This window comes from Prochlorococcus marinus str. NATL2A (assembly GCF_000012465.1).
Classification (GTDB): domain Bacteria; phylum Cyanobacteriota; class Cyanobacteriia; order PCC-6307; family Cyanobiaceae; genus Prochlorococcus_B; species Prochlorococcus_B marinus_B.
Genome location: NC_007335.2, coordinates 429,399 through 454,071 on the forward strand (window position 1 = coordinate 429,399; position 24,673 = coordinate 454,071).

The window sequence follows — 24,673 nt, forward strand, 5'->3', positions numbered from 1 at the left end:
TTTTAATTAGACACTATTGGTGAGTTAGTGCTTAAATCTAGCTAATATTTTCTAGATTGCATAAAAAATCCTAATGGGATTATTCGATAGGTTAAGTCGATTGATAAGGGCAAATCTAAATGCTTTTGTCAGTGATGCAGAAGATCCAATAAAAATACTTGATCAGTCTGTTGCTGATATGCAAGAAGACTTGGTGAAGCTTCGTCAAGCTGTAGCTATGGCTATTGCAAGTCAAAAAAGATTAGAGAATCAGGCAAATCAAGCAAAAGAGCAAATAAAAAATTGGTTCACCAGAGCTGAATTAGCCTTAAAAAAGGAAGAGGATGATCTGGCTAGAGAAGCATTAAGTAGAAAAAAAACATTTCAAGAAACTTATGAATCTTTATCGACTCAATTTCAAACACAAAATGGTCAAGTTGAAAAACTAAAAAAAAGCCTTTTGTTATTAGAGAGAAAGATTGCCGAGGCTCGAACTAAAAAAGATATGCTTAAAGCAAGAGCTCAGGCAGCCAAGGCTCAGGAACAAATTCAAAGTGCAGTTGGTGATTTAGGGAGCAAGTCCGCTATGGCTGCTTTTGAAAGAATGGAGGATAAAGTAGAGGCATTGGAAGCTTCTGGGCAAGCTGCATTAGAGTTAGCAGGAGAAGATCTAGAAAGTAAGTTCGCAGCATTAGAAGGAGGTGATGATATTGAGAAAGAGTTAGAGACATTGAGGACTCAATTGAAATCGGGAGTTGAGGCAATAGCGTTGCCTCCGTCTGATTTAGATGTCAATGAAGTAAAAACAGTAGAAATCCAAGAAGTTGAAGTTGAATTAGAGGAGATGAAAAAATCAATGGATAATTCTTGATTTTTCAAGAACACATTACCTTTGAGATATGAATAATCAAAAATTCGATAGAGGGGTTGGGTTGATTTATAAATATCACAAATCAAATCATTGCTCTCCCAAGTCTTGGAGATTAATGCTGAAAACTATATGTGCTAGTACAGAAATAGAACTATCAAAATGGATTACAGAAAAACCAGTAAAAAAAAATCAGCCAATAGCTATTTTTTCTTCTTGCCAAAGATTTGGTAAAGGTCAAGCTGGTCGAATTTGGCATGCACCAAAAGGAGGGGTTTGGGTTAGTGCGGCTATTAACAGGGAAGATTCTTGTGAAAATAATTCTCAGCTTTATGGGTTAGCGGTGGCTTTAGCTTTGGTTGAAAGAATTGAACGGATAGGAGTTAATGTCAATATAAAATGGCCTAATGATCTATTGGTTGATGGACAAAAATTAGCTGGAATCTTACCTAGATTATTTTTTAGAGGAGGAAAACTTAGATTATTAAGAGTTGGAGTAGGTTTAAACGTTTTTAATAATGTTCCTCAAGAAGGGATTTCACTAAAACAAATTATTGGAGATAAAACGATGAATATAAATTTTTGGTCTTCAGAAGTTCTACTTGCAATAGAAAGATCTTTAGATCTTTTAGATAATAAAAATTTTTTGTGCAGTCAGGTTGAACAAAGACTGTGGTCAAGAAAATACATTGATAAAGAAACTGGATTGAAATGGGATATTAAAGGTATAGATTCAAGTGGAGGATTGAATCTTTCTAAAGAAGATAAAGTGAAAGTCTTGTCTAATTATGCATGATTGCTTGAGCTAATTATGAGTAATCTCTATTACTTTGCCATCTCTAAACCGTGCTATTTTTTTTGCTCTTTGAGCAACATTGTCTTCATGAGTAACTAAGACAATTGTGATTCCTTGACTATGAAGTTGGTCAAACAGATTTAAAACATCTTCAGTAGTTTTGGAATCAAGAGCACCAGTTGGTTCGTCTGCTAATAAAAGGGATGGTTTATTGATTATTGCCCTTGCTATGGCAACTCGTTGTTGTTGTCCACCTGATAATTGATTAGGAAGATTGGTCATCCTATTCCCAAGCCCTACTCGTTTAAGAGCCTCTTCAGCTCGCTTCTCTCTCTCTAAAGAGGGGACACATGCATAAATCATTGGAAGCATGACATTCTCAAGTGCTGAAACTTCTTGAAGCAGATGAAATTGTTGAAAAACAAAACCAAGTTCTTTGTTTCTAATATCTGCTAGCAAGTCATCATCAAGCTTTTCTACAGCAGTTCCATTTAATTCATAAGTCCCATTAGTAGGACGATCAAGGCATCCAAGTATATTCATTGCAGTACTTTTCCCAGATCCACTTGCACCCATAACAGCAAGGTAATCGCCCTGATAAACCTCAAGGTTTAGTTCGTCAAGAGCTTTCACTTTGACTGAGCCTTCCCCATAAAATTTATTTATATTAGTTAGTCGCGCTACAGACTTTTTCAATGATTTTAATTGGTTAACCAATTGAACTTTTACTTGCAAGAGTAATGGCTTCACGAAGTAATGGCGTTCCGTTTACCGCACTATCTGCAAAATTGAAGAGAGGGTTTGAAATAATTCCACCAATAGCAGTTACGAGAACACAAAAAATCAATGCCACTTTGAGAGATGACATCCCAGGAATTGACCATTCTATTGATGGATATGCTTTTACAACATCTGAGGCTTCTTTAGGTTCTGTTACTACCATCATTTTTATAACTGATATGTAGTAGTAAATTGAAATAACTGACGTAACTAGGCCGACAGTTACTAGTAAGTATTGCCCATCTGCCCATCCAGCAAAAAATAAATAAATCTTCCCGAAGAATCCCAACATTGGAGGAATACCTCCCAAGGAAAGAAGGCATAAACTTAATCCTAATGTGATTAATGGATCTTTTTGGTACAGTCCTGCATAATCTGAAATTTGATCACTACCCGTTCTGATTGAGAAAAGGATTATGCAGGCAAAAGCGCCAAGATTCATAAACAAATAAGCAGCCATGTATAGAACCATTGCGGCGAAACCATCTTCAGTTCCGCAAACCAAGCCAATCATTACAAAGCCAGCTTGTCCAATTGAACTATAAGCAAGCATCCTTTTCATTGATTTTTGAGCTAGCGCTACAACATTTCCCAGAGACATACTGAGAACAGCTAAAACAGTAAATAGCAATTTCCATTGTGTGTCAAAAGCACTAAAACATCCGACTAGTATTCTTATTGCGAGTGCAAAACCTGCTGCTTTGGAACCTACTGATAAGAAGGCAACTACTGGCGTAGGAGAACCTTCGTAAACATCGGGTGTCCATTGATGAAATGGAACTGCTGCAATTTTGAAAGCTACTGTAGATAATACGAAAACCAGTGCTAATGCAGACAAAGGTGTAGGAGCACTTAGTAAAGTTGTTCCTATTTCTTTTAAATTTGTAGACCCACTTATTCCATAGAGGAGGGATGCTCCATACAAAAATACAGCTGCTGCAGCAGAACCAACTAACAGATATTTCAAAGCTGCTTCTGAACTTCTTGAGTCTCTTTTGAGATATCCAGAAAGCAGATAGCTAGCCACGGAAAGTGTTTCCAATGACACGAAAACACTGACCAAATCAGTTGAACCACATAGAAGCATTGCTCCAAGAGTGGCAGCTAATAATATTGCAGCAAATTCACCAATAGGACTTCCATTTTGATCAGCATATCTCCAACTTATAAGTAGAGAAATAAGAGTTGAAAGAACTATCACCCCTCTAAAAGCAATAGCAAGATTGTCTGCAATAAATGCACCTAAAAAAGATTCTTGAATTTCTCCATCCCATTGCATTGCCAGCAAAATCAAAGCACTACCAAGACCTGCGTAACATATTGGAGGGGACCAGCGGGCTGATATCTTTTCACCAGCCAAATCAACCAAAAGTGTTCCAAGCATTGCCATTAGAACGGCAGCCTCTGGAAGAACAGCTTTGGCATTTAAAGAAAGATTTAAAAGCTCCACAGGTTCATTTATGAATATTTGAAAAGACAAAAGTTCTCCCATTTATGTATTGTTTTTAAGCAGTGTCAGATTTTATAACTCTAGCGAAGTTATGAAATATGCCTTTTTTATCATTTTGGGCTATGCATTTTACTATTCAGTACGTTAGATAAGAAGGAGGAAAACTGAGCTGATGCCCACTGACCATACTCTGGTGATTGTTGAAAGTCCTACAAAGGCAAAAACTATTAGAGGGTTTTTGCCTAAGGACTTTCAGGTTCTTGCGTCAATGGGGCACATAAGAGACTTGCCTAACAATGCATCTGAGATCCCTGCGAAGCACAAAGGCGAAAAGTGGGCAACGATTGGAGTTAATACAACTGCTGATTTTGATCCTTTGTACGTTGTACCCAAAGACAAGAAAAAAATTGTCAAGGAATTAAAACAATCTTTGAAGGGTGCTAGTGAATTGTTGCTTGCGACTGATGAAGATAGAGAAGGAGAAAGTATAAGTTGGCATTTAATGAATGTGCTTGACCCGAAAATCCCTGTGAAGAGGATGGTCTTTCATGAGATAACTAAAGAAGCTATTTCCAAAGCTCTATCGAAAACAAGAGCAATTGATATGGAATTAGTTCATGCCCAAGAGACAAGGAGGATCTTAGACAGATTAGTTGGGTACACGCTTTCTCCTCTTTTATGGAAGAAAGTTTCATGGGGTTTATCTGCAGGAAGAGTTCAATCAGTTGCAGTAAGATTGCTAGTTCTGAGAGAGAGAGCAAGGAGAGCTTTCAAAAGCGGGAGTTATTGGGACTTAAAAGCAAAATTAGAGAAAGAAGGTAGTGAATTTGAGGTGAAAATGACCTCAATTGGTGGGAAAAGAATTGCTACAGGTAGTGATTTTGATGAGTCAACGGGATTATTGAAATCTGGCCGAAATGTCATATTACTCAAGGAAGAGGAGTCTAAGGAACTTGCACAAAAATTAACTACTGATAAATGGAAAGTTGTTAATGTCGAGGAAAAGCCGTCAATCCGTAAACCAGTTCCTCCTTTTACAACAAGCACATTACAACAAGAGGCTAATAGAAAACTTCGATTATCAGCTAGGGAGACTATGAGATGTGCTCAGGGTTTGTATGAAAGAGGTTTTATTACATATATGAGAACAGATTCTGTTCATCTGTCTGATCAGGCAATTAATGCCTCACGAAATTGTGTTGAATCAAAATATGGTGTTGAATATTTAAGTAAAAAGCCCCGACAATTCTCCAACAAGACGAGAAATGCTCAAGAAGCCCATGAAGCAATACGTCCTTCTGGTGAGAGCTTTAAAACACCCAAAGAGTCAAACTTGCAAGGTAGGGATCTTTCTTTATACGAACTTATTTGGAAACGGACAGTTGCTAGTCAAATGGCCGATGCAAGGTTGACAATGCTTGGAGTCGAATTAAAAGCATCGGATGTATCTTTTCGGGCTAGTGGTAAACGAATAGATTTTCCTGGATTCTTTAGAGCTTATGTTGAAGGTACTGATGATCCTGATAGTGCACTTGAAGGACAAGAAGTGCTTTTGCCTAAATTAGAGGTAGGAGATTCTCCAACAGCTAAGAATGTAGAGGCATTGGGGCATCAGACTCAACCTCCAGCTAGATATAGCGAAGCTTCATTAGTTAAAACACTTGAGAAAGAAGGCATAGGTCGTCCGTCAACTTATGCAAGCATTATAGGAACAATTGTAGATCGAGGTTATTCAGTCCTAAATAACAATTCTTTAACTCCAAGCTTTACAGCATTTGCTGTGACGGCACTTCTTGAAGAACATTTTCCTGATCTTGTAGATACTAGTTTTACTGCTCGAATGGAATCTACACTTGATGAGATCTCAACAGGAAAAGTGAGTTGGCTTCCATACCTTAAGGGCTTTTATAAGGGTGATACTGGCCTAGAGAATCAGGTTCAACAAAGGGAAGGGGATATTGATGGAGGCGAGTTTAGAGCTGTTTCCTTGGAGGGACTTTCATCTCTAGTTAGGTTGGGCAAATTTGGAACATATCTGGAATCAAAGCAACTGGGTGAAAATGGCAAGCCCATAACAGCTACTCTTCCACAGGAAATTACTCCCGCAGATTTGGATGAGGATATCGCAGAGATGATTTTAAAACAAAAAGCTGAGGGTCCTGAATCACTTGGGGTTGACCCTGATAGTGGACAGAATCTATATCTATTAAATGGTAGATATGGTCATTTTGTTCAAAGGGGATTAGTAGTCGAATTGAAAGATCTTGGAATTCCAAAAGGTAAGAAAAAATTAGGAAATCTTCGCTTGTTCAAAAGCAGTCAATATGGACTCTATTTGAAGCAGGATTCATCAAAGGTTCAGCTTTTGTTGCCAGAGAATATAAAAGAGGAAGAGATAGATGTTGAAAAAGCACTTGAGTATTTAGATGATAAATCATTGAAAAAAGCTCCAAATCCAAAAAGAACTTCCTTGCCAAAGAGTTTAAAACCAGAGGACTTGACCTTTGAGGAGGCCCTTGGATTGATTCAATTACCACGTCTACTGGGAGAGCATCCAGAGGGAGGTAGGATTCAATCAAGTTTAGGTAGATTTGGTCCCTATGTGGTTTGGAGTAAAAATGGTGGTGAAAAAGATTATCGCTCAATTAAAGGTGACGATGACGTTCTTCAAGTAAGCCTAGAAAGAGCTCTTGAGCTTTTATCAATACCTAAAAGAGGAAGAGGCGGAAGAACTGCGTTGAAGGAACTTGGTATCCCAGAGGGAGAAAAAGAAACTATCCAATTATTTGATGGTCCTTATGGTTTATATGTTAAACAGGGCAAAGTAAATGCTTCTCTACCAGAGGGAAAAACCGCTGAAGATATCACTATTGAGGTAGCTATTGAATTATTGGCAGCTAAGAAATCAAGTAAAAAGACAACATCTAAGAAAAGAAAATCTACACAAAAGACAACCAAGTCAACAAAGAAAGATTTAAACTCATCAGCATCAAAAAAAAGTAGTACTCAAAAAGCGCCCTCTACAACTAAAACAGGACGTCTAAGAGCCAGTAAAGTAAGGGTAATTAAAACAAAATAAAGTTTTGAATATTACTAGATTAGTTGAGAAAATATTTATTAGATCATTTCTAATAGTTACCTTTTTTGCTCTTCAATCATGCTCAAATACTCTAATTGGCGAAAAGTTGGAAAGTAGTTTTGATAGCATGGAAAAACCAAGAACTCCAGAAAAAACTAATATTAAGCCACAGAAACCTGATGAAAAAACAAAAATCAAATCAATACCGAAAGATGATAAGAAAGAAAATAAAAATGCTTTTGCTAATACAGTTAAAGAAAATTCAATATCTAATAAAGATAGACTTAGTAAAAAAATAACCAAATCAAAAAAGAAGACTATTTTTAATCCACAACCCTACAGAATTATCTTAAGATTATCAGGTGCAAATCCATCTGCACCAGCGGAGACGGTTACTGAGGCTCTGAGGACTGCAGGTGTCCAATTTGAGGTGGAGAAGATCGAACGTTTTGATGAGGAGGATTTGTCAAAGGATTCATCTTTTAAAAGATAATAATTTTGAACTTAGACAATAAAAACTCTTTAAAAAGTAGATCTCTTTATAAAGCCCCTCTAAGTAAGAGACAAGCTTTGAAAATCGTTGAGTCCTCTTATCTTGCGGCTGCAACAGCTTTGATTTGGATAGCTCTTTATTATTTGCCTATTGGCGGAGCTGTTTTTCGTCTTGCTTTACCATTGCCATTGGCTCTTCTTCAAATTCGGAGAGGTGTCAAAACAGGTATTGAGGGAGTGACAATATGCGTAATGCTATTAACTGTTCTGATGGGTCCGCTAAGAGGACCTTTAGTGCTTTTTCCGTATGGATTGCTTTCCTTATGGTTAGGATATTGTTGGGAAAAGGGATGGAATTGGTGGTTAAGTTGGAGTGTTGGAGTCTCGATTGGAACGATGGGTTTTCTTGTTAGGGTTTTCGTCTTGTCTTTGTTGGTTGGTGAGAATCTATGGGTTATTCTTACTCGTGCTGGAGCGGGATTGCTTGAAAAAGGAATAGATATTTTTAATCTTTCTTTTACTCCCGATATGAGACAAGTTCAAATAGTTGCACTATGTCTAATTATTACTCAAGAAATCATTTACGTTCTATGTTTGCATGCTTTGGCTTATTGGATTTTCCCTAGACTCAAGTCATCTATACCTGAACCACCCGCTTTGCTAGAAAAATTAATTTCTCTAGAATCTAACTGATTAAAAATGACAGGAGACAACTACGTTTTGTTGCCGTCGAGAGTTTTGGCTTTTGGAGAAGGCCTCCATGAGCAAAATGTTGAAGAAAGAGTTCAAAGATGGCAAGAAAATATTACGAACATGGCTTTCTTTTTAATTCTTGCTGGATCTCAAACCGCTGAGATTGAGGGGATTTCTGCTGCTGGTTCAACTGCTGTTTCAAGACGTTATACAGCTGTTGCAGATGCTGAACTTTTATTAAGAGGACCTAATGTTCCGAAAAAATGGCCTTTGCCTCCTTTACCCGCAGGGGTCTCTCCTGCATTGATTAGTTACGTTGCCTCAAGTTTTTTGAAAATTAAACCAACAATAATATCTGCAGGACTACTACAAACTCCTCCCTTTACGCATGTTTCCTTAGAACCACCAGAGATTGGTCCCGCTAGATGCTTGAGTTCAGGAAATGCAATGGAAAGAGCTAGGGTTAAACTTTTATTCGAGGGTGGTTATGAGATAGGTAAGAAATTAAAAAAATCTCTTTTGCTCACAGAGTGTGTCCCTGGAGGTACCTCTACAGCTTTTGCTGTTCTTTCTGGGTTGGGAATAAATGTTAATGGTCTTATAAGTGGAAGTCATAGAAATCCACCTTCAGAATTAAAAATAAAATTAGTTAAACAAGGACTTGAGGCTGCGAGATTAAAGAAGAATCCATCTTCTGTTGAGCTAATGGCTGCTGTTGGTGATCCATTTCAGCCAATTGCAGTTGGTCTTTTAATGGGAGCTAGAGAATCTGGCCAGGAGATTTTATTAGGAGGAGGTTGTCAAATGTTGGCAGTGTTGGCGCTGGCATTAAATGAAATTGAACCTGAGTCACGCTCTGAATTTGTTGGTAAAATTTTAATAGGGACCACATCATGGTTAGTTGATGAATCACTTTCTTCTTCGGAAAATAGAAATTCTTTTATTCATTTAATGAATCATGTCGCTAATCATTTCAAAGTAAATATCCTAGGTCTCGCTAGTGGTTATAGATTTAATGATAGTAAGCAAAAGGTTTTGCGAGATTATGAGATTGGTTACGTCAAAGAAGGTGTTGGCGCTGGTGCATTATCGTTACTCGCTCAAATCAAGGGGTTGACTCAGAAAGAAATGATTCAAAGATGTGATATTGAGGTTAGTAATCTATTTAAGTTTGATAATGAAAAAACTTGTCAAGGGATCTAAGTAATATGAATACTAATACGCTAGGAAGGAGAGAATTCATCAAATATGGATTGAGTTCCTCTTTAGTTTTGTTATCTGGGTGCTCAACGTCTCAAAAAAAATTAGCTTTGAGAGGAGTTACCAACAGTTTCCCAAGTGAATTTGTTAATAGTTTGTCTAACGGTTGGGAGTTTTTCCCTATAAAAGATATTGAGTTCAAGAAATCTCCCTATAACTCTGCACTTAACGAAAAAACTGATTTATTAGTCTTAAATGATGGTTGGATTTCCGATTTACCTATTAATTCACTTCAAGAAATCAAAGCAAATAATATTAGAAATAATTTCAGCAAGCAGACTAGTGCTTTTCTCGATGGATTAGGAAAGGATTATAAAAACAAGCTTTTTCCTTTAGCTGTTAGTCCTTGGGTGATACTTTTTAGAAATGAAGATTCTTTGGCTCTCAACAATAAGAATTCTTGGGAAGTTGTTTTTTCGAGTTCACTTACAAAACAAATAGTTTTTCCTAAAAGTCCTTATCTTCTGATTTCAATAGCACAAAAAATAGATTTAGTTAATGATTTCTCAAAAATCAAAAGTCAAGCCCATTCATTTGATGATATGAATGCTTTAAATTGGGTTGTTTCAGGTCGAGCTAATGCAGCAGTTTTACCTTTATCTAGTTGTGTTGATAGCCTTGTTAAAGACCCTCGTTTGTCTGTTCTGTTGCCCCAAGAGGGTAGCCCACTGAATTGGACAGTACTTGCTTCTCCTTCCGCGTCTCTAGAGTCTTTCCCTACTGATTGGTTTAATTCGTTATGGAGCTCTACTTATTTGAGACGTGTAATAAGTAAAGGTTTTTTGCCCCCAACAAATTTCTTAGACTTAAGAAGAAAAAATATAAATGTACCCAAAAGGTATCAATCTATCTTTCTTCCTGAAGAAAGTGTTTGGAATAAATGTTGGTCATTGCCGATTTTAAGTTTTCAGGAAAAAAAAGAGTTGGCCTTGAATTGGAATAATTCATAACCGAACTATCTTTGAAATTCAAAAACCTTTTCAGAGACATTTCCAAATACCATAACTAGCATTCTAAAAGTTCTAAGCTCAATAATGTTTACTGGTTTAATTCAGGCTATTGGCACGATCAAGAAAAATAATTTGGGGGTAATTGTTGATGGATGTAACCCTTTCTCTCCGTTAAAACTTGGAGATAGTGTATCTGTTGATGGAGTGTGTCTAACAGTTTCTGAGTTGATGAATGATTCTTTTTTCTCAAATATAAGTGAAGAGACTCTTAAGAGAACAAATCTTGCAGAAAAAGCTCAGAAAAATGGTTATGTAAATCTTGAGCCAGCATTACGTCTGTCTGACCGCTTAGGTGGACATATTGTAAGTGGACACATAGACGGGTTGGGTAAAGTTGTTTCAATCGAAAATTTGAAAAATTCTTGGAATTTGAGAGTATCTTGGGATGATTTAAACTTTTGCAGATATATGTGCGATAAGGCGAGTATTAGCCTAAATGGAATAAGTCTTACTATCGCTGAGATCTATGTTGATGGGTGTGAATTTTCAGTAGCCGTAATACCTCATACGTGGTCAAATACATGCTTGAAGTTTTTGAAAATTGGAGAAAAGGTTAATTTGGAAGTTGACTTGATGGCTAAGTATGCAGAAAAACTTCTAAAAGTAAATAATAATGATTCCATTTCGAAACAAAGCCCAGTAATTAATTCTCAGTGGCTAAGTGAGCAAGGTTGGTAATAGTAATTTTATGTTTAATTTATATAATTTACTTTGAGAAATTTGTTATTTCTTGAGTGGTAACAAACTTATCGCGCCTGACTCTTTTCGTACATCAATACGAAATTCCTGTCCAGGTTCAAGCCCTAATTTTTTTGTATAGGCATGCCCAATAAGAAGATTGCCATTGCCATGAACTTTTGTACGGAATTCTGCCTGCCTTCCTCTTGAGGATCTATTTCCTGCTCTTCCAGGACCATTTGAACGAAGTTTATAACCCTTTGCCTCAACTAGAGCACGATAAAAACTTTTACGTAAAACTCTTCCACTTGGCCCAACGTAACCACAACCTTTAGCTATTTCGTCTTCTGGACGGTCGCTCAAAGATCTTGCTTTGTCTAGGAGTTCTTTTCCAACAAGCATTTCAGACTGTTTTAATTAACTGAATTCTGACCAATAAGTGGAATTGTGGCAACAAATTAATTGAAAGTTTCTTGCTTAGTATCATTATTCCCCTCTTAAAGCAGATAAAGGATGATGAATAAAACGACCCAAATCCCATCGACGAAGTGCCAATAGAGCTCTACAGCCTCAAATGGAAACTTGTTTTGATTATTCACTCGGCCAGATGGGACACGTGTTTGCCACCAAATAATCATTATCATTATTGAACCAAGTGTTACGTGAAGCCCATGAAAGCCAGTTAATGCATAAAAAGTACTCGCAAAAAGGTTGTCAGTTAATCCAAAAGGCAAAGTAAAATACTCAAACATTTGGCTGATTAAAAATGCCACTCCCAATACACCTGTTATGAGGAGCCATTTTTGGCAGAGCTTTGATTCGTTTTTTTCTAGGAATTTCCCAGCCCGATGAAAAGTAAAGCTACTAACTAAGAGCAAGATTGTATTTAAAGTTGGTAAAGGTAGTTCTAATTCATAAATAGCATCAGGACCAATAGGATTGACTGCTTTGAAAGTGAGATATGCCGCGAAAAAACCTGCAAAGGTCATCCCGTCTGCGATTAAAAAAGCTATTAAGCCAAACAAACGAAAATCTTCATGTTCTTCAGTTGATAGCTCATTCTTGCTTCCTGAGGATTGCTCTTTTGGAACTATTGATGTCATCTGATTGCCTCCTGAGTCTCATTTGAATCTTTTTTTCCATAACCATAAGGTTCAAGAACGAGTGGGGCTTCTCCGTCCCAATTCTCAACAGGAGGAGGAGAACTTGTTAACCACTCAGGAGTTAGTGCATTCCAAGGGTTATCACCAGCTTCTTCCCCAAAGAGGCTGCTTTGAAGAATATTCCATAAGAAAGGTAAAGTACTTAAAGCCATTAATAATGCACCTACACTACTAATTTGATTGATTAACTGAAATTGTGGATCGTATTCGGCAACTCGTCGAGGCATTCCGTTTAAACCTAGCCAATGTTGAGGAGCAAAACAAAGATTAAAGCCTATAAAAGTAATTATAAAGTGGAATCTTCCAAGATTTTCATTGAGCATTTTTCCAGTAAATTTTGGGAACCAGTGATAAATCGAGGAGAAGATAACAAAGACAGAACCGCCATAAACTATGTAATGAAAATGGGCAACAACAAAATAAGTGTCGTGTACATGAACATCAAAAGGTACTTGCGCTAGTGCAACTCCCGTTATTCCACCTAAAACAAAGTTAATAATAAATCCGCAGGAAAATAACATTGCAGCATTAAGTGATATTTTCCCTCCCCATAAGGTCGCAACCCAATTAAAAAATTTAATACCTGTGGGAACAGCTATAAATGCAGTAGCGATTGTAAAAAATAAGCGCATCCAAGGAGGAGTACCGCTTGTAAACATATGATGAGCCCAAACAACTAGACCTAACACAACTATTCCCATAATTGAGAAGACCATTGTTGTATAGCCAAAAAGTGGTTTTCTACTATGGATTGGAAGTATTTCACTGACTAAACCAAAGGCAGGTAAGACCATGATATAAACAGCAGGATGCGAGTAAAACCAAAAAAGATGTTGATAAACGATTACATTCCCACCAAGACTTGGGTTGAAGAAACCGGTATGAGCAACTATGTCAAAGCTCAGCAGTATTAGAGTACCAGCGAGAACAGGAGTTGATAGAACTACAAGAATACTCGTGCCAAGCATTGCCCAGCAATACATAGGTAATTGCATTAATTTAAGACCAGGTCTCCTTAGCTTGAGGATGGTGGCGATGAAATTAATGCCACCAAAAATTGAGCTCCCACCCAAAAGCAAGACACTTAATATCCAAATGATTTGCCCAGCGGCTGGAGTCGTAATGCTTAAAGGCGGGTAAGCTGTCCACCCGGATTGTGCGGCTCCGTTTATGAAATAACTTGTTATTAACATTAAGCCAGAGGGAGGTATTAGCCAAAAAGCAACTGCATTCAGCCTTGGGAAAGCCATGTCCCTAGCCCCAACATAAAAGGGTATTAAATAGTTTCCAAAGGCACCATTTACTACAGGCACGATCCATAAGAAAATCATGATTGTGCCGTGGAGAGTTAAAACCTGGTTGTAAACCTCTCTAGGCATAAAATCTGAGAGGGGACTGATGAGTTCTACTCTTATTGCTCCAGCTAAAGATCCTCCAATTAAATAAAACAAGAAACCACAAACTAAATATTGAAGTCCTATGACTTTGTGATCAAGACTAAAACTCAGATATTTGAGCCATCCAGTTGGTTGAAGTTTTTCTGGAGAAGAGTTGTTTGGTTTGAGTGAAATAGTCATGAACTTATATTGATTCTTTAGAGTTTTCTTTTAACCAAGTATCAAAGTCTTCTTGTTCATCAACTATTACGTTTGATCTCATCCCACCATGATAAGGACCACACAATTCTGCGCAAACAATTGGGAAATTACCTGCTTTTGTCGGAGTGAAATTTAAAATAGTTGGTTGGCCAGGAATGACATCTTGTTTAAGTCTGAATTGAGGCACCCAAAAAGCATGTATTACATCTTTAGATTCCATTTTTAAACTAACTTCTCTTCCAACAGGAACATGAAGTTCGCCCGAAATAATATCTCCTTTTGGATAGTGAAAGATAAAAGCAAATTGCATTGCAGTTAACTCAATTGGTAATGATGATGAATTTTTTTTAGATGAAGACTCAATTGGACCAGAACCAATCCCTCCCCAAACTCTCTCGGCCTGATTATCCATTTGCCCACTGTGATCATGCATTAAAGGTTGCATACCACCCATTCGATCATAAATATCGTAGCTATATAAACCTACAAATAAAACAACAATTGCAGGAACTGCTGTCCAGAAAATTTCGAGAGAAATATTACCCTCTAAGTTAACGCCATCTCCAGTTTCTCCAGGTCTACGACGAAATTGGATAAGACTATAAATTACTAAAGCAGTCATACCTATGAAAAGTATGGCGCCAATAATGAACAGGACTCGATAGAGTTCATCGTAAACAGGAGCATTCATGCTCGCGCTCACGGGAAGCATATCTACGTTGTACGCAACCCAAACTCCAGCTATTCCAAGAATTAAACTTGTTGTAAGAGTTAAGATGGCCGACAGTTTCGGCAAGAAGATCTCCTTTTCTATCTATAGGTTATGGGCAAAAGTAATTAATGTATCGGCTAATTGTTAATTCAAGATGAATAATTTTTTTTAAAGAGAATCTTTATGTTCCAGTCAGTTTATTCAGGTGACGTGTAAGAAGTAATCGCTACGTTGAGTAAACAATGATCTTGATGGATTTTTGCATACGTGCAGTTTTTTTATCCACCCAAGCCACTCTTTAGATTTGGCCAGCTTGCTGCTCACGTGGTAGTTGCGCTTATTGCTCTTGTAGTGATAGGAGGAGCAACCAGAGTTATGGAGGCTGGTCTCGCTTGCCCAGACTGGCCCCTTTGCTACGGATCGTTTTTGCCTGGTAGGCAAATGAATTTACAAGTCTTCTTGGAATGGTTTCATCGCTTAGATGCCTTCTTCGTAGGGATTGTGTTAATTACACAATTTGCTTTCTCTTTATACTGGGCAAAAACTTTACCTAAATGGCTTCCTTGGATCTATGGATTCTTGACTTTTTTGGTTTCTCTGCAGGGTTTTTTAGGTGCTTTGACAGTACTGCAATTATTACCATCTTTAGTCGTCATGGCTCATCTTGTAGTTGCATTTACTCTTGTTGCCATTATGAGTGGTGTGACTCAACAATTACTTAATCCAGGTAAATCAATTTTTCCAACTTGGCTTCGTTGTTTTGGATTTTTATCCCTTTTTGCAGTGATAGCTCAGTCTTTACTAGGAAGTAGGGTTGCAACCTCGTGGGCCGCTCAAAGATGCTTGGATTTTGGAGAGTCTTGCAATCTTTTAGGACTTCATCGAGTAAGTGCTATCCCAGTGAGCTTTTTGGTGATTTTATTTGTAATCGTTTCATCTTTACAGAGAGATGTTTTTATTAAGCAATGGCCCTATCTTTTAACGATTATTTTTTTGATCATTTCACAAATCCTTTTAGGAGCTTTTTCTATTCATCTAAGGATGAGTGAGCCTAGCCTTATCATTGGTCATCAACTAATTGCCTGCTTGTTAGTTGCCGTAATAGCAGCCTTGAATTTTAAAGGTAGAGGAAATGATGACTCTTCCCAATCACTTTATATAAATCAATCAACATTGGAGACATGTCATGGTTAGCTCTACGTCAGAATTAATTACACAGCCCGTTAATCGTGAGGAAGTAGTTCCTTCCAGAAAGCGTATTAAACTGCCAGCCTGGCTAGAAGTCGTCAAACCAAGATTAATTCCTCTTTTACTTGCAACAACTGTTGGAGGAATGGCTCTTTCGGAGGAATGGCCATTACCCTCTCCAAGATTGGCATGCACTTTAGGAGGAGGAGCCCTTGCCGCTGCGGCTGCAGGAGCTCTTAATTGCTTATGGGAACAAGATCTTGATAAGCGAATGAAACGAACCAGTAATAGAGCATTACCTTCTGGGCGCCTTTCTCAGTCTTCTGTTTTTATTGGAGCAGTTGCTTGTACACTTGTTTCTTCAGCCCTTTTGGTAAGTGGAGTTAACTGTTTAGCAGCGGGACTTACTCTTTTAGGACTTTGTAGTTACGTACTTCTCTATACAGCTTTCTTAAAACCTAGAACATCTCAAAATATAGTTTTTGGAGGTGTTGCTGGAGCAATTCCCCCTCTTGTAGGAGCTTCAGCGGCGGCAGGACATATTGGATTAGGTGGTTGGTGGCTATTCTCTTTGGTTATGGTGTGGACCCCAGCACATTTTTGGGCTTTGGCCATCTTGTTGAAAGAGGACTATCGATCTGTTGGCATTCCTATGCTTCCTACAGTAAGTGGACCTTTTGTTACAGCTAAGGCTATCTCTGTGTATGGCTATCTAACTGTATTTTTGAGCTTTTTAGGGTGCTTCGTTTTACCTGAAGGAGGTTTGTTATATGGAATTTTATTGCTACCTTATAATTCAAGACTTCTTCAATTGGTTTCCAGATTAAGAGATAATCCCGAAGATTTAGATCGTGCGAAGGGTTTATTTCGATGGTCTATTCTTTACATGTTTGGGGTTTGTTTTTTGCTTGTTATTAGTAGATTACAAGTGTCAATTGTTTTTAATGATCAGTTGATAGCTTTAATTAAAGACTTCTCTACCGGATTTTCGTAAATCTATAAAATAAAAATAAAAACTTTATGAACTTGCTCTCCAAAATTAATTAGAATTTGTTAGAAGATATCAGCTTATCTTTTTAGGCAATTTATTCCTAGATGTTTTTCATCAAACTTAGAGATTTATTTAAGTCTTATGGGCCTGTTATGGCTCTAAATGGACTTAACCTTGAAGTCCCTAAAGGTTCTTTGTATGGATTGTTGGGGCCAAATGGTGCAGGTAAAAGCACTGCACTTAGAATTATCTGTACTCTCCTTTCGCCTGATTCTGGTCATGTTGAGGTCGGGGGACATAATGTCTTGTTTGAGGAAAAAGAAACCAGACGAAGATTGGGTTATGTAGCTCAAGATGTCGCAATCGATAAAATACTTACAGGTAGAGAGTTGTTAGAGCTTCAAGGGGATCTTTATCATCTTGATAAAAAATATAAGAGAAGGAGAATTGAAGAATTGATAGAGAGACTGGATATGCATGAATGGATTGATAGACGATGTGGTTCTTTTTCGGGAGGTATGAAAAGAAGACTTGACCTCTCCTCAGGATTGTTGCATGAACCAGAATTATTGATTCTTGATGAACCTACTGTTGGGTTGGACATAGAAAGTCGGTCAGTTATTTGGGGATTATTGAAGGAACTTAGAAATAAAGAAACTACAATTCTTTTAAGTAGTCATTATCTCGAGGAAGTGGATGAATTGGCAGATGAGATGGCTATTATTGATAAAGGAAAAGTCATTGCGAGTGGAAAACCAGATGATTTAAAGAAAGAACTTGGTGGAGATAGAGTGACACTTAGGGTGCGAGAGTTCAGTGATGAAGTAGAAGCTGAATCTGTAAAGAAATTAATTAAAAATATAAATGGGGTGTCAAATGTAGTGGTGAATCAAACGCAAGGATATTCTCTAAATTTTTTAGTGCAAAGTAATGATGTTATATCTAATTTGTCGGGTCATCTTTCAAAAGAAAATTTCGAAGTCTTTGCTCTTTCTCACAGTAGGCCAAGTTTAGATGATGTTTATCTTCAGGCGACAGGAAAAACGCTTATGGACGCTGAATTAGAACTTGCTGGTAAAAGAGATTTTAAGCTTGAGAATAAGAAATCGATGCGTTAATGAACTGTATTACTCCTGAATTATTAAACACATGATTACTACTAACCCATCACTTCAGAAGGAAAAGCAATCTAGAAATGATTTGAATGAAATGTCTCAGGAGATTTCTGCTTTAACTTGGAGGCTTTTCATTCAATTAATTCGACGACCCTCAACGTTATTTGCAGGGATTCTTCAGCCTTTGATATGGCTTTTACTTTTTGCAGCGTTATTCTCTAAAGCTCCTATTGATTTTTTGCCAGGGAGCAGTAGCTATGGAGAATTCCTTGGTGCAGGATTAATAGTCTTTACTGCTTTTAGTGGTGCTCTTAATGCTGGTCTCCCTTTGATGTTTGATAGAGAATTTGGTTTTCTAAATCGACTATTAGTTGCACCATTGAGTAGTAGAAGTTCAATAGTAATTTCGTCAGTAATCTATATAACTTCTATTAGCCTTTTGCAGAGTTTTGCAATAATGGCAACTTCTGCTCTCTTGGGTTATGGATGGCCAAGTCTGGGAGGTTTTCTTCTCATAGCAATAACCTTATTGTTATTGGTATTTGCAATAACTGGCCTAAGTCTTGGGTTGGCCTTTGTTTTACCAGGACATATAGAACTAATTGCAATTATCTTCATAGCTAATCTGCCTGTCCTTTTTGCTAGCACAGCCCTAGCCCCCATATCTTTTATGCCCGAATGGCTTGGATGGATAGCATCAATTAACCCATTAACATTTGCAATTGAACCTATTCGAATGGCTTACCATAGTTCTGTCGATCTGAGAGCAATTTTAATAGAGGCTCCTTATGGAGAAGTGAATGGATATTCTTGTTTAGCAATTCTATTAATTCTTACAGTTGGATTATTTTTTCTTATCAGACCTCTTTTAAATCGCAAACTTGCTTGATAATCTTAATTTAGCGATTTAAAAGAATCTTGGAGACTAGAAAGTATCAACTACAAAAACAGATTGTAGAAGCTCTGAAGGCTAACGATAATGATTTATATTCTCTACTGAAATCTCAATGGGCTCATCGTTTTGGAGTAGATAGCTTGGAAGAACTGAAAAGCCTAGATTTAGAACAGTTAAATCAAACCCCAAGTGATGTAGATAATCAAACAATTGATCAATCAAAAGAAGATTCTTTCGAGGGCGAAAAAGAAACTTCTATCAAAGACGATGATAATCAGTCAAAAGAAATAATAAACAAAGAGGTTGATGAGTCAGTTAAGGATGAGAATGATAAATCTTTTACAATTACATCTTACTCAATAGCTGACAAAGAAAATGATGAAGATAAAACTATAAACCAATACAAAGACAGTAGAAGTCACCCTGAAATTAAAGCTTTGATTCCTTTGCCTCCTAAACCTAAATATAGTTATCTCAAGAAGTGGTTGTTGAGAAAATAAATTCTAAATTAGTTTTTACTAATTTAGAATTTTTTAATTTGAGATTGTAGATCTTTTTATATTCTTACATCATTCCTGGCATTCCCATTCCGCCCATTCCGCCCATTCCGCCCATTCCGCCCATTCCGCCCATTCCGCCCATTGGGTCTCCACCTTCAGCTCCTGGTGCTGATGGGGGCTCAGGTTTGTCAGCAATAACAACTTCAGTAGTTATGAGAAGTGAAGCAATTGATACAGCATCTTGAAGAGCAAGCCGTATTACTTTTGAAGCATCTAAGATCCCTGCTTCAAGCAAATCCTCGTACTCTCCAGTTTGTGCATTGAAGCCTTTGCCTAAACGCTTGATATCTGAAACAACAACATCTCCGTTAAATCCAGCATTTATAGCTATCTGTTTTGTTGGAGCAGTCAATGCTCTTTTTATAATTTCAACTCCAGTTTTCTGATCACCCTCTAGCTTTTTAGCTAAATCTCCAAGCCCTTCACTCAGCTCTAAAAGAGTTGTTCCACCACCAGCAACAATACCTTCTTCAATGGCTGCACGAGTTGCATTCAGAGCATCCTCAATTCTGAGCTTTCTGTTTTTTAACTCAGTTTCAGTTGGAGCTCCGACTTTAATTACAGCTACACCGCCAGCAAGTTTAGCTATTCTCTCATTTAATTTCTCTTGATCGTACTCAGAGTCTGTCTCTTCAAGTTCTCTCTTGATTGAGGCAATGCGATTTGATAATTCGGTGTTTTGAGCCTCATTTGCGACAATTGTTGTGCTGTCTTTTGTAATTGTTACTCTTCTTGCTTGACCTAGGTCAGAAATTTGAACTTTCTCAAGACTCATTGCTTTGTCTTCGCTTATTAATGTGCCGCCAGTTAATACTGCAATATCTCCAAGTGCAGCTTTTCGTCTCTCGCCAAATGATGGAGCTCTAACAGCTGCTACCTGTAAAACACCACGATTTTTATTAACTACTAATGTGGCTAATGCTTCACCCTCTACTTCTTCTGCAAGAATTATTAATGGTGTTCCGTTCTTTTGAACTGTTTCTAGAACAGGAATGAGATCGGCAATTGATGAAATCTTTTTGTCAGTAATTAGGATTGAAGGATTTTCAAATTCGCAAATTAATCGATCTTCATCTGTCACAAAATATGGAGAGCTATAGCCTCTGTCAAATGCCATTCCCTCAGTGATATCTAATTCGGTGGCTAGAGATTTGGATTCCTCAACAGTTATAACTCCATCAAAACTTACCTTATCTATTGCATCTGCAATCATTGAACCTATTTCCTCGTCTCCACCGGCACTTACTGTCGCAACTTGTTTAATAGCATCACCACTGACTGATTTACTTTTTTTCTTTAAATCATCAACTATTTGAGCTACAGCCTTTTCCATTCCCCTTCTTAATTCGATTGGGCTGGCTCCGGCGGCTGTATTTCTCAAACCTTCTTGAACCATAAATTGCGCTAAAACTGTTGCAGTAGTTGTTCCATCTCCAGCTTTTTCTTTCGTTTTTGATGCAACCTGTTCAATGAGCTTTGCTCCTATATTTTCAAATGGATCTTCAAGATCTATTTCCTTTGCAATAGTTACTCCATCATTAACAATATCTGGGGCTCCAAATTTTTTTTCAATAACAACATTTCTACCTTTAGGTCCAATTGTGACTTTTAGAGCGTTGGCTAGATTGTTTACTCCTTTTTCGAGAGCACCGCGAGATTCGTCTGAAAAACTTAGAAGTTTTGCCATATTTGATTTGAATTATTATTAATCTCCCACAGGAATCACACATTAGGGGAGGCTAAATAAGTGGGGAAAGCCGAATTGTAATTCACAAATTACTCCCAATTTTTGCAGAAGGTAGTTAGTGTCAACGTATGAACGATCCTGGGGCTTTATTTTTTATTCTCATGGCTGGGTTGGCAGGGACTATGACTTTGATTTATTTCCCTTTGAGGATATTTCTTACAGCTACAGCAAGAAGTAGAAGATTAAAATTATTGCAGCGAATTAGAAGATTGAGAGATGAATTAGGACAGCCTCTTCAAAATTGATGTTTTCTTAACTCATAACCATCCCTCCATCAACTTGAATTACCTGACCTGTTATGTAAGAAGCCGAAGGATCCGCTGCTAAAAACTTCACTGCCCCTGCAACATCTTCAGGGTTGCCGAATCGTCCAAGCGGGATAGCAGAAAGGATTGATTCACTATTCAGATCTTTTGTCATATCAGTTGAAATAAAACCAGGGGCAACTGCATTTACAGTAATTCCTCTGCTGGCAAATTCTTTTGCAGCACTTTGTGTGAGACCTACTACTCCTGCCTTGGCTGCAGAATAATTTGCTTGCCCTGGGTTGCCCATCAACCCAACGACAGAAGTTATGTTGATAATTCTTCCTTTTTTTTGCTTCAACATCTGCCTTGATACCGCTCTTGTGCAATAAAAAACACCACTCAAGTTAAGATCTAAAACTTTCTGCCAATCGTCCGTTTTCATTCTCATTAAAAGGCCATCTTTAGTTATACCAGCGTTATTGACGAGGACATCAATTTTATTATTTTTCTCCAGTACTGTTTTTATTAATTCATTTACCGAGTTTTCATTAGAAATATCAGCTTGAAGAGGGTATGCTTTGCCTCCAAAGGAGTTTATTTCTGATACGACTTTATTTGCATTCTCCAAAGATGAAGAATAATTGATGATTACTTCTGCTCCTTCCTTCGCTAGAAAAATTGCAATAGCTTTACCAATACCTCTGCTTGCGCCAGTTACAATTGCAGTCTGTCCTTCAAGTAATTTTGATAATGTCATAATCTTATGATTTTAAAATCGTTAGAATCGGATAATTATTTTATTTAACTTACTATTGACTTACTTGCTTTTTATAAAGACTTTAAGCTCAGATAGTAAAAATAGTTATTTTTACTGGTCGAATATATTGAATAAATAATCAATAAAGGGGGATCAGTTTTGCATTTGTTAATTGCGGCGGCAGGGAGTGGAAGTCGAATGGGTGCTGATAGAAATAAACTCCTTTTGAAGGTTGCAGGTAAGACGGTTTTAGAATGGACTTTAAAAGCAGCTTTCGAGGCTAAAACAATTTCTTGGATTGGAATTATTGGACAACCCAAAGATAAAAATCCCATTTGTTCAATTCTTGATAACTCAGTAAAGGCAGTTCAATGGATCAATGGAGGATCAACAAGACAGCAGTCAGTTCAACTGGGATTAGCTGCTCTTCCAAATGATGCAAAGTCTGTGCTGATTCATGATGGAGCAAGATGCTTGGTGAGATCATTCGTTTTTGATGAGATCTCAAAGATTGTTTCCAAGGGACAATCTGTTATTGCTGCTTCACAAGTCACTGACACCATAAAAAAGGTTGATATAGATGGTGAGATTATTGAGAGCCCTCCTCGCTCAGATTTATGGGCTGCGCAGACACCTCAGGGTTTTCCAGTAAATAAACTGAAGCATGCTCATAGTGAAGCAATCTCCAAAGGATGGAATGTAACCGATGATGCATCCTTGTTTGAACGTTTAGGATTGCCAGTGAAAATATATGATGCAGGACCTTCAAATATTAAAGTGACAACTCCATTTGATCTCGTAATAGCAGAGTCTTTATTGTCTACTTTAAAAGACTAAGGCTCCCTTTGTCGCCATTCAAGATGGCTTGACTACCTAGTGGAAGTGATGCATTCCCACAGCAGTGTCCAATAGGCAGACTTGAAACGATTGGGATTTTCAGGTCTTGTGTTCGATCTTTGAAAATTTCAAGAAGCTTAAACGTCTTTGATTTGTCGACGTCCTTCTCATCATCACAACTTGTAAATGAACCAAAACCTAGTCCAGATAGCTGATGTAGAACTCCAGCCAATCTTAAGTGAGTTAGCATTCTGTCAATTCTGTAGGGAGCTTCTCCAATATCTTCGATGATTAGAATTGATTTTTTGAAACTTGGGAGATGTTCAGTCCCAATTAAGTGAGTCAGGACAGTGAGGTTGCCAACTATCAGACGCCCCTTTGAAATTCCTCCCCCCCACGGCTCCCCATAAATATCTGGTACGCAATTGCCAAACAAAATTGATTTAAGCCTGTCTTTACTCCAATCTGGTTCGGAACCTAAAGTTGTAATTAGTGGACCATGAATGCCTCCTTGAAATCCACTGGCTAGCCGCGCAAGAAGTATGGAAGTCAAATCAGAAAAGCCTATCATCCAACCTTCTTTCCATGGTTGTTGTTTTTCTAGCAATCTTGCTGATCCCCACCCACCTCTGGCAAAAGCTAAGAGAGGGTAATGATTGCTTGGGTGTAATTCATTAAATCTAACTTCATCATTACCTGCTAAATAACCCCATGACCTATCTATTTCATCGAAATGGTTACATATCAATCCCCATTCCTGAAGGACTTTGATTCCGGAGTGAAGATCTTCTTTTTTAGTTATTGGCGAACTTGCCGCAACTATGTGGAAATAATCTCCTTTCTTTATAGGTTCAGTCATTTGCGAATCTTGGTCAGTACATTAATTAAATAATCTTGCTGAAGACCATGCCAAGAAGTAATAAGCTGCCAAGTCTCACTTGATTGCTGAAATGCAAACCTGAAGTCTTAATACCTTTTGATTTTGAACTTAATAAGAAAACCTCTCTTTGCATTCCTAAAGTAGTTATCAACCAAAAAGGCCAATAGATTAATCCTAAATTTGCTTTGAAAGCAGCAAGAGCTAGAAAAATACAAGTTAAAAAGTAGCAAAGAGAAACTGTTTTTAATGACTTTCCCCCGAGACTGATCGCACTGCTATTTAGACCAATTACTTTGTCTTCACTTTCATCTGCCATTGCATAAACAGTATCAAAACCGAAAGTCCAAAGAATAGTTGCAAGCCAACAAAATAGTAATGTTACTCCTCCTGCTAAAGAAGATTCACTTGCTGCCCAAGGTATTAAAACTGAAAAACCCCAGCAAATAGAAAGAATAAGTTGGGGATATTGAAACCATCTTTTCGCTGATGGATATAAAAGAATAAAAGGTAATGATAGGGATGAAAGGAGAAGGCATAAATTCCTACTATCTTGTGGGATTGAAAGAACTATAAATAGACTAAAAAATAACATTAAAATTAGTAGTATCCATGCTGCCTTTAGAGATACTTTTCCATTGGCTAATGGTCTCTCTTTTGTTCTTATTACCTTCTTGTCAAACTTTCTATCCCAAATATCATTAGCGATACATCCAGCACCGCTTACAAATAATCCACCTAAAATTATTATTCCCAAAATTAATAGAGAAGGAGGGGCTGCAGGAGTTAGCCAAAGAGACCAGCCAGAGGGAATGAGAAGTATCAATCTTCCGCTGGGTTTGTTCCATCTAAGAAGTTGAAAATAATATCCCATTTTTTGGGTAAGAAGATTATTCACGA

The 24,673-nt window shown here is 37.5% G+C and carries 25 protein-coding genes; 15 read left to right on the forward strand and 10 right to left on the reverse strand.

Annotation, left to right across the window (positions count from 1 at the left end; all coding sequences use genetic code 11):
- Positions 1–73: 73 nt before the first annotated feature.
- Together PMN2A_RS02285 and PMN2A_RS02290 are read left to right on the forward strand one after the other, a co-directional pair.
- The gene (locus PMN2A_RS02285) at positions 74–850 is read left to right on the forward strand and encodes a PspA/IM30 family protein (protein WP_011294397.1); all 777 of its coding nucleotides are present in this window, start codon (positions 74–76) and stop codon (positions 848–850) included.
- 28 nt (positions 851–878) lie between these two features.
- Positions 879–1,643 carry a biotin--[acetyl-CoA-carboxylase] ligase gene (locus tag PMN2A_RS02290; protein ID WP_225866321.1) on the forward strand — a complete coding sequence of 255 codons (765 nt, stop codon included), beginning with the start codon at positions 879–881 and terminating at the stop codon, positions 1,641–1,643.
- A gap of 9 nt (positions 1,644–1,652) precedes the next feature.
- Here the strand turns inward: PMN2A_RS02290 and PMN2A_RS02295 are convergent, their stop codons facing one another.
- Together PMN2A_RS02295 and PMN2A_RS02300 are read right to left on the reverse strand one after the other, a co-directional pair.
- A complete protein-coding gene (locus tag PMN2A_RS02295; RefSeq protein ID WP_011294399.1) occupies positions 1,653–2,339 on the reverse strand; it encodes an ABC transporter ATP-binding protein in 687 nt (228 codons plus the stop codon).
- A 13-nt stretch (positions 2,340–2,352) separates the two neighbouring features.
- A complete protein-coding gene (locus PMN2A_RS02300) occupies positions 2,353–3,915 on the reverse strand; it encodes an NAD(P)H-quinone oxidoreductase subunit N (RefSeq protein WP_011294400.1) in 1,563 nt (520 codons plus the stop codon).
- 130 nt (positions 3,916–4,045) lie between these two features.
- Between PMN2A_RS02300 and topA the strand changes: the two genes are divergently transcribed.
- The 6 genes from topA (at position 4,046) to PMN2A_RS02330 (ending at position 11,085) form a co-directional block, all read left to right on the forward strand.
- The gene (gene topA, locus PMN2A_RS02305; RefSeq protein WP_011294401.1) at positions 4,046–6,952 is read left to right on the forward strand and encodes a type I DNA topoisomerase; all 2,907 of its coding nucleotides are present in this window, start codon (positions 4,046–4,048) and stop codon (positions 6,950–6,952) included.
- A 4-nt stretch (positions 6,953–6,956) separates the two neighbouring features.
- Entirely contained in the window at positions 6,957–7,445 is a 489-nt protein-coding gene (locus tag PMN2A_RS02310) for a hypothetical protein (protein ID WP_011294402.1), read from the forward strand.
- Positions 7,446–7,450: 5 nt separating this feature from the next.
- Positions 7,451–8,137, forward strand: a complete 687-nt coding sequence (locus tag PMN2A_RS02315) for a DUF2232 domain-containing protein (RefSeq protein ID WP_011294403.1) — start codon at positions 7,451–7,453, stop codon at positions 8,135–8,137.
- Positions 8,138–8,143: 6 nt separating this feature from the next.
- The gene (locus tag PMN2A_RS02320; protein WP_011294404.1) at positions 8,144–9,340 is read left to right on the forward strand and encodes a nicotinate-nucleotide--dimethylbenzimidazole phosphoribosyltransferase; all 1,197 of its coding nucleotides are present in this window, start codon (positions 8,144–8,146) and stop codon (positions 9,338–9,340) included.
- 5 nt (positions 9,341–9,345) lie between these two features.
- On the forward strand, positions 9,346–10,347 hold the full coding sequence (locus tag PMN2A_RS02325) for a hypothetical protein (RefSeq protein WP_011294405.1): 1,002 nt from the start codon (positions 9,346–9,348) through the stop codon (positions 10,345–10,347).
- A gap of 84 nt (positions 10,348–10,431) precedes the next feature.
- Positions 10,432–11,085, forward strand: a complete 654-nt coding sequence (locus PMN2A_RS02330; protein ID WP_011294406.1) for a riboflavin synthase — start codon at positions 10,432–10,434, stop codon at positions 11,083–11,085.
- A 45-nt stretch (positions 11,086–11,130) separates the two neighbouring features.
- Here the strand turns inward: PMN2A_RS02330 and PMN2A_RS02335 are convergent, their stop codons facing one another.
- The 4 genes from PMN2A_RS02335 to PMN2A_RS02350 form a co-directional block, all read right to left on the reverse strand.
- Entirely contained in the window at positions 11,131–11,487 is a 357-nt protein-coding gene (locus PMN2A_RS02335; protein ID WP_011294407.1) for an AbrB family transcriptional regulator, read from the reverse strand.
- Between the two features lie 95 nt (positions 11,488–11,582).
- Entirely contained in the window at positions 11,583–12,188 is a 606-nt protein-coding gene (locus PMN2A_RS02340; protein ID WP_011294408.1) for a cytochrome c oxidase subunit 3, read from the reverse strand.
- Complete coding sequence (gene ctaD / locus PMN2A_RS02345) at positions 12,185–13,825, reverse strand: cytochrome c oxidase subunit I (protein WP_011294409.1); 1,641 nt, start codon at positions 13,823–13,825, stop codon at positions 12,185–12,187. The genes PMN2A_RS02340 and ctaD overlap by 4 nt, the downstream gene beginning before the upstream one ends.
- 4 nt (positions 13,826–13,829) lie before the next feature.
- The gene (locus tag PMN2A_RS02350) at positions 13,830–14,642 is read right to left on the reverse strand and encodes a cytochrome c oxidase subunit II (protein ID WP_011294410.1); all 813 of its coding nucleotides are present in this window, start codon (positions 14,640–14,642) and stop codon (positions 13,830–13,832) included.
- A 183-nt stretch (positions 14,643–14,825) separates the two neighbouring features.
- On the opposite strand from PMN2A_RS02350, the gene PMN2A_RS02355 reads away from it, so the two are divergent.
- From PMN2A_RS02355 to PMN2A_RS02375, 5 genes are all read left to right on the forward strand, one after another.
- Positions 14,826–15,752, forward strand: a complete 927-nt coding sequence (locus PMN2A_RS02355) for a COX15/CtaA family protein (RefSeq protein WP_011294411.1) — start codon at positions 14,826–14,828, stop codon at positions 15,750–15,752.
- Complete coding sequence (locus PMN2A_RS02360) at positions 15,745–16,740, forward strand: heme o synthase (RefSeq protein WP_011294412.1); 996 nt, start codon at positions 15,745–15,747, stop codon at positions 16,738–16,740. The genes PMN2A_RS02355 and PMN2A_RS02360 overlap by 8 nt, the downstream gene beginning before the upstream one ends.
- A 101-nt stretch (positions 16,741–16,841) precedes the next feature.
- Complete coding sequence (locus tag PMN2A_RS02365; RefSeq protein WP_011294413.1) at positions 16,842–17,855, forward strand: ABC transporter ATP-binding protein; 1,014 nt, start codon at positions 16,842–16,844, stop codon at positions 17,853–17,855.
- Positions 17,856–17,886: 31 nt separating this feature from the next.
- Positions 17,887–18,741, forward strand: coding sequence for an ABC transporter permease (locus PMN2A_RS02370; protein ID WP_011294414.1), 855 nt, complete (start codon positions 17,887–17,889; stop codon positions 18,739–18,741).
- A gap of 29 nt (positions 18,742–18,770) precedes the next feature.
- On the forward strand, positions 18,771–19,247 hold the full coding sequence (locus tag PMN2A_RS02375; protein ID WP_011294415.1) for a hypothetical protein: 477 nt from the start codon (positions 18,771–18,773) through the stop codon (positions 19,245–19,247).
- A 64-nt stretch (positions 19,248–19,311) separates the two neighbouring features.
- Here the strand turns inward: PMN2A_RS02375 and groL are convergent, their stop codons facing one another.
- Positions 19,312–20,994: a chaperonin GroEL gene (gene groL / locus PMN2A_RS02380; protein WP_011294416.1), complete on the reverse strand. Its 1,683-nt coding sequence runs from the start codon at positions 20,992–20,994 to the stop codon at positions 19,312–19,314.
- Positions 20,995–21,122: 128 nt separating this feature from the next.
- Between groL and PMN2A_RS10255 the strand changes: the two genes are divergently transcribed.
- On the forward strand, positions 21,123–21,299 hold the full coding sequence (locus tag PMN2A_RS10255) for a hypothetical protein (protein WP_011294417.1): 177 nt from the start codon (positions 21,123–21,125) through the stop codon (positions 21,297–21,299).
- Between the two features lie 7 nt (positions 21,300–21,306).
- On the opposite strand, the gene fabG is transcribed toward PMN2A_RS10255, so the two are convergent.
- A complete protein-coding gene (gene fabG, locus PMN2A_RS02385) occupies positions 21,307–22,059 on the reverse strand; it encodes a 3-oxoacyl-[acyl-carrier-protein] reductase (protein WP_011294418.1) in 753 nt (250 codons plus the stop codon).
- 159 nt (positions 22,060–22,218) lie between these two features.
- Between fabG and ispD the strand changes: the two genes are divergently transcribed.
- Entirely contained in the window at positions 22,219–22,896 is a 678-nt protein-coding gene (ispD, locus tag PMN2A_RS02390; protein ID WP_011294419.1) for a 2-C-methyl-D-erythritol 4-phosphate cytidylyltransferase, read from the forward strand.
- Here the strand turns inward: ispD and PMN2A_RS02395 are convergent.
- Positions 22,880–23,755 (reverse strand): LD-carboxypeptidase, encoded by an 876-nt coding sequence (locus PMN2A_RS02395; protein WP_011294420.1) that lies wholly within the window; start codon positions 23,753–23,755, stop codon positions 22,880–22,882. The two genes, ispD and PMN2A_RS02395, sit on opposite strands and share 17 nt — an antisense overlap.
- 25 nt (positions 23,756–23,780) lie before the next feature.
- The gene (locus tag PMN2A_RS02400) at positions 23,781–24,671 is read right to left on the reverse strand and encodes a 4-hydroxybenzoate polyprenyltransferase (RefSeq protein ID WP_225866322.1); all 891 of its coding nucleotides are present in this window, start codon (positions 24,669–24,671) and stop codon (positions 23,781–23,783) included.
- Positions 24,672–24,673 lie beyond the last annotated feature (2 nt).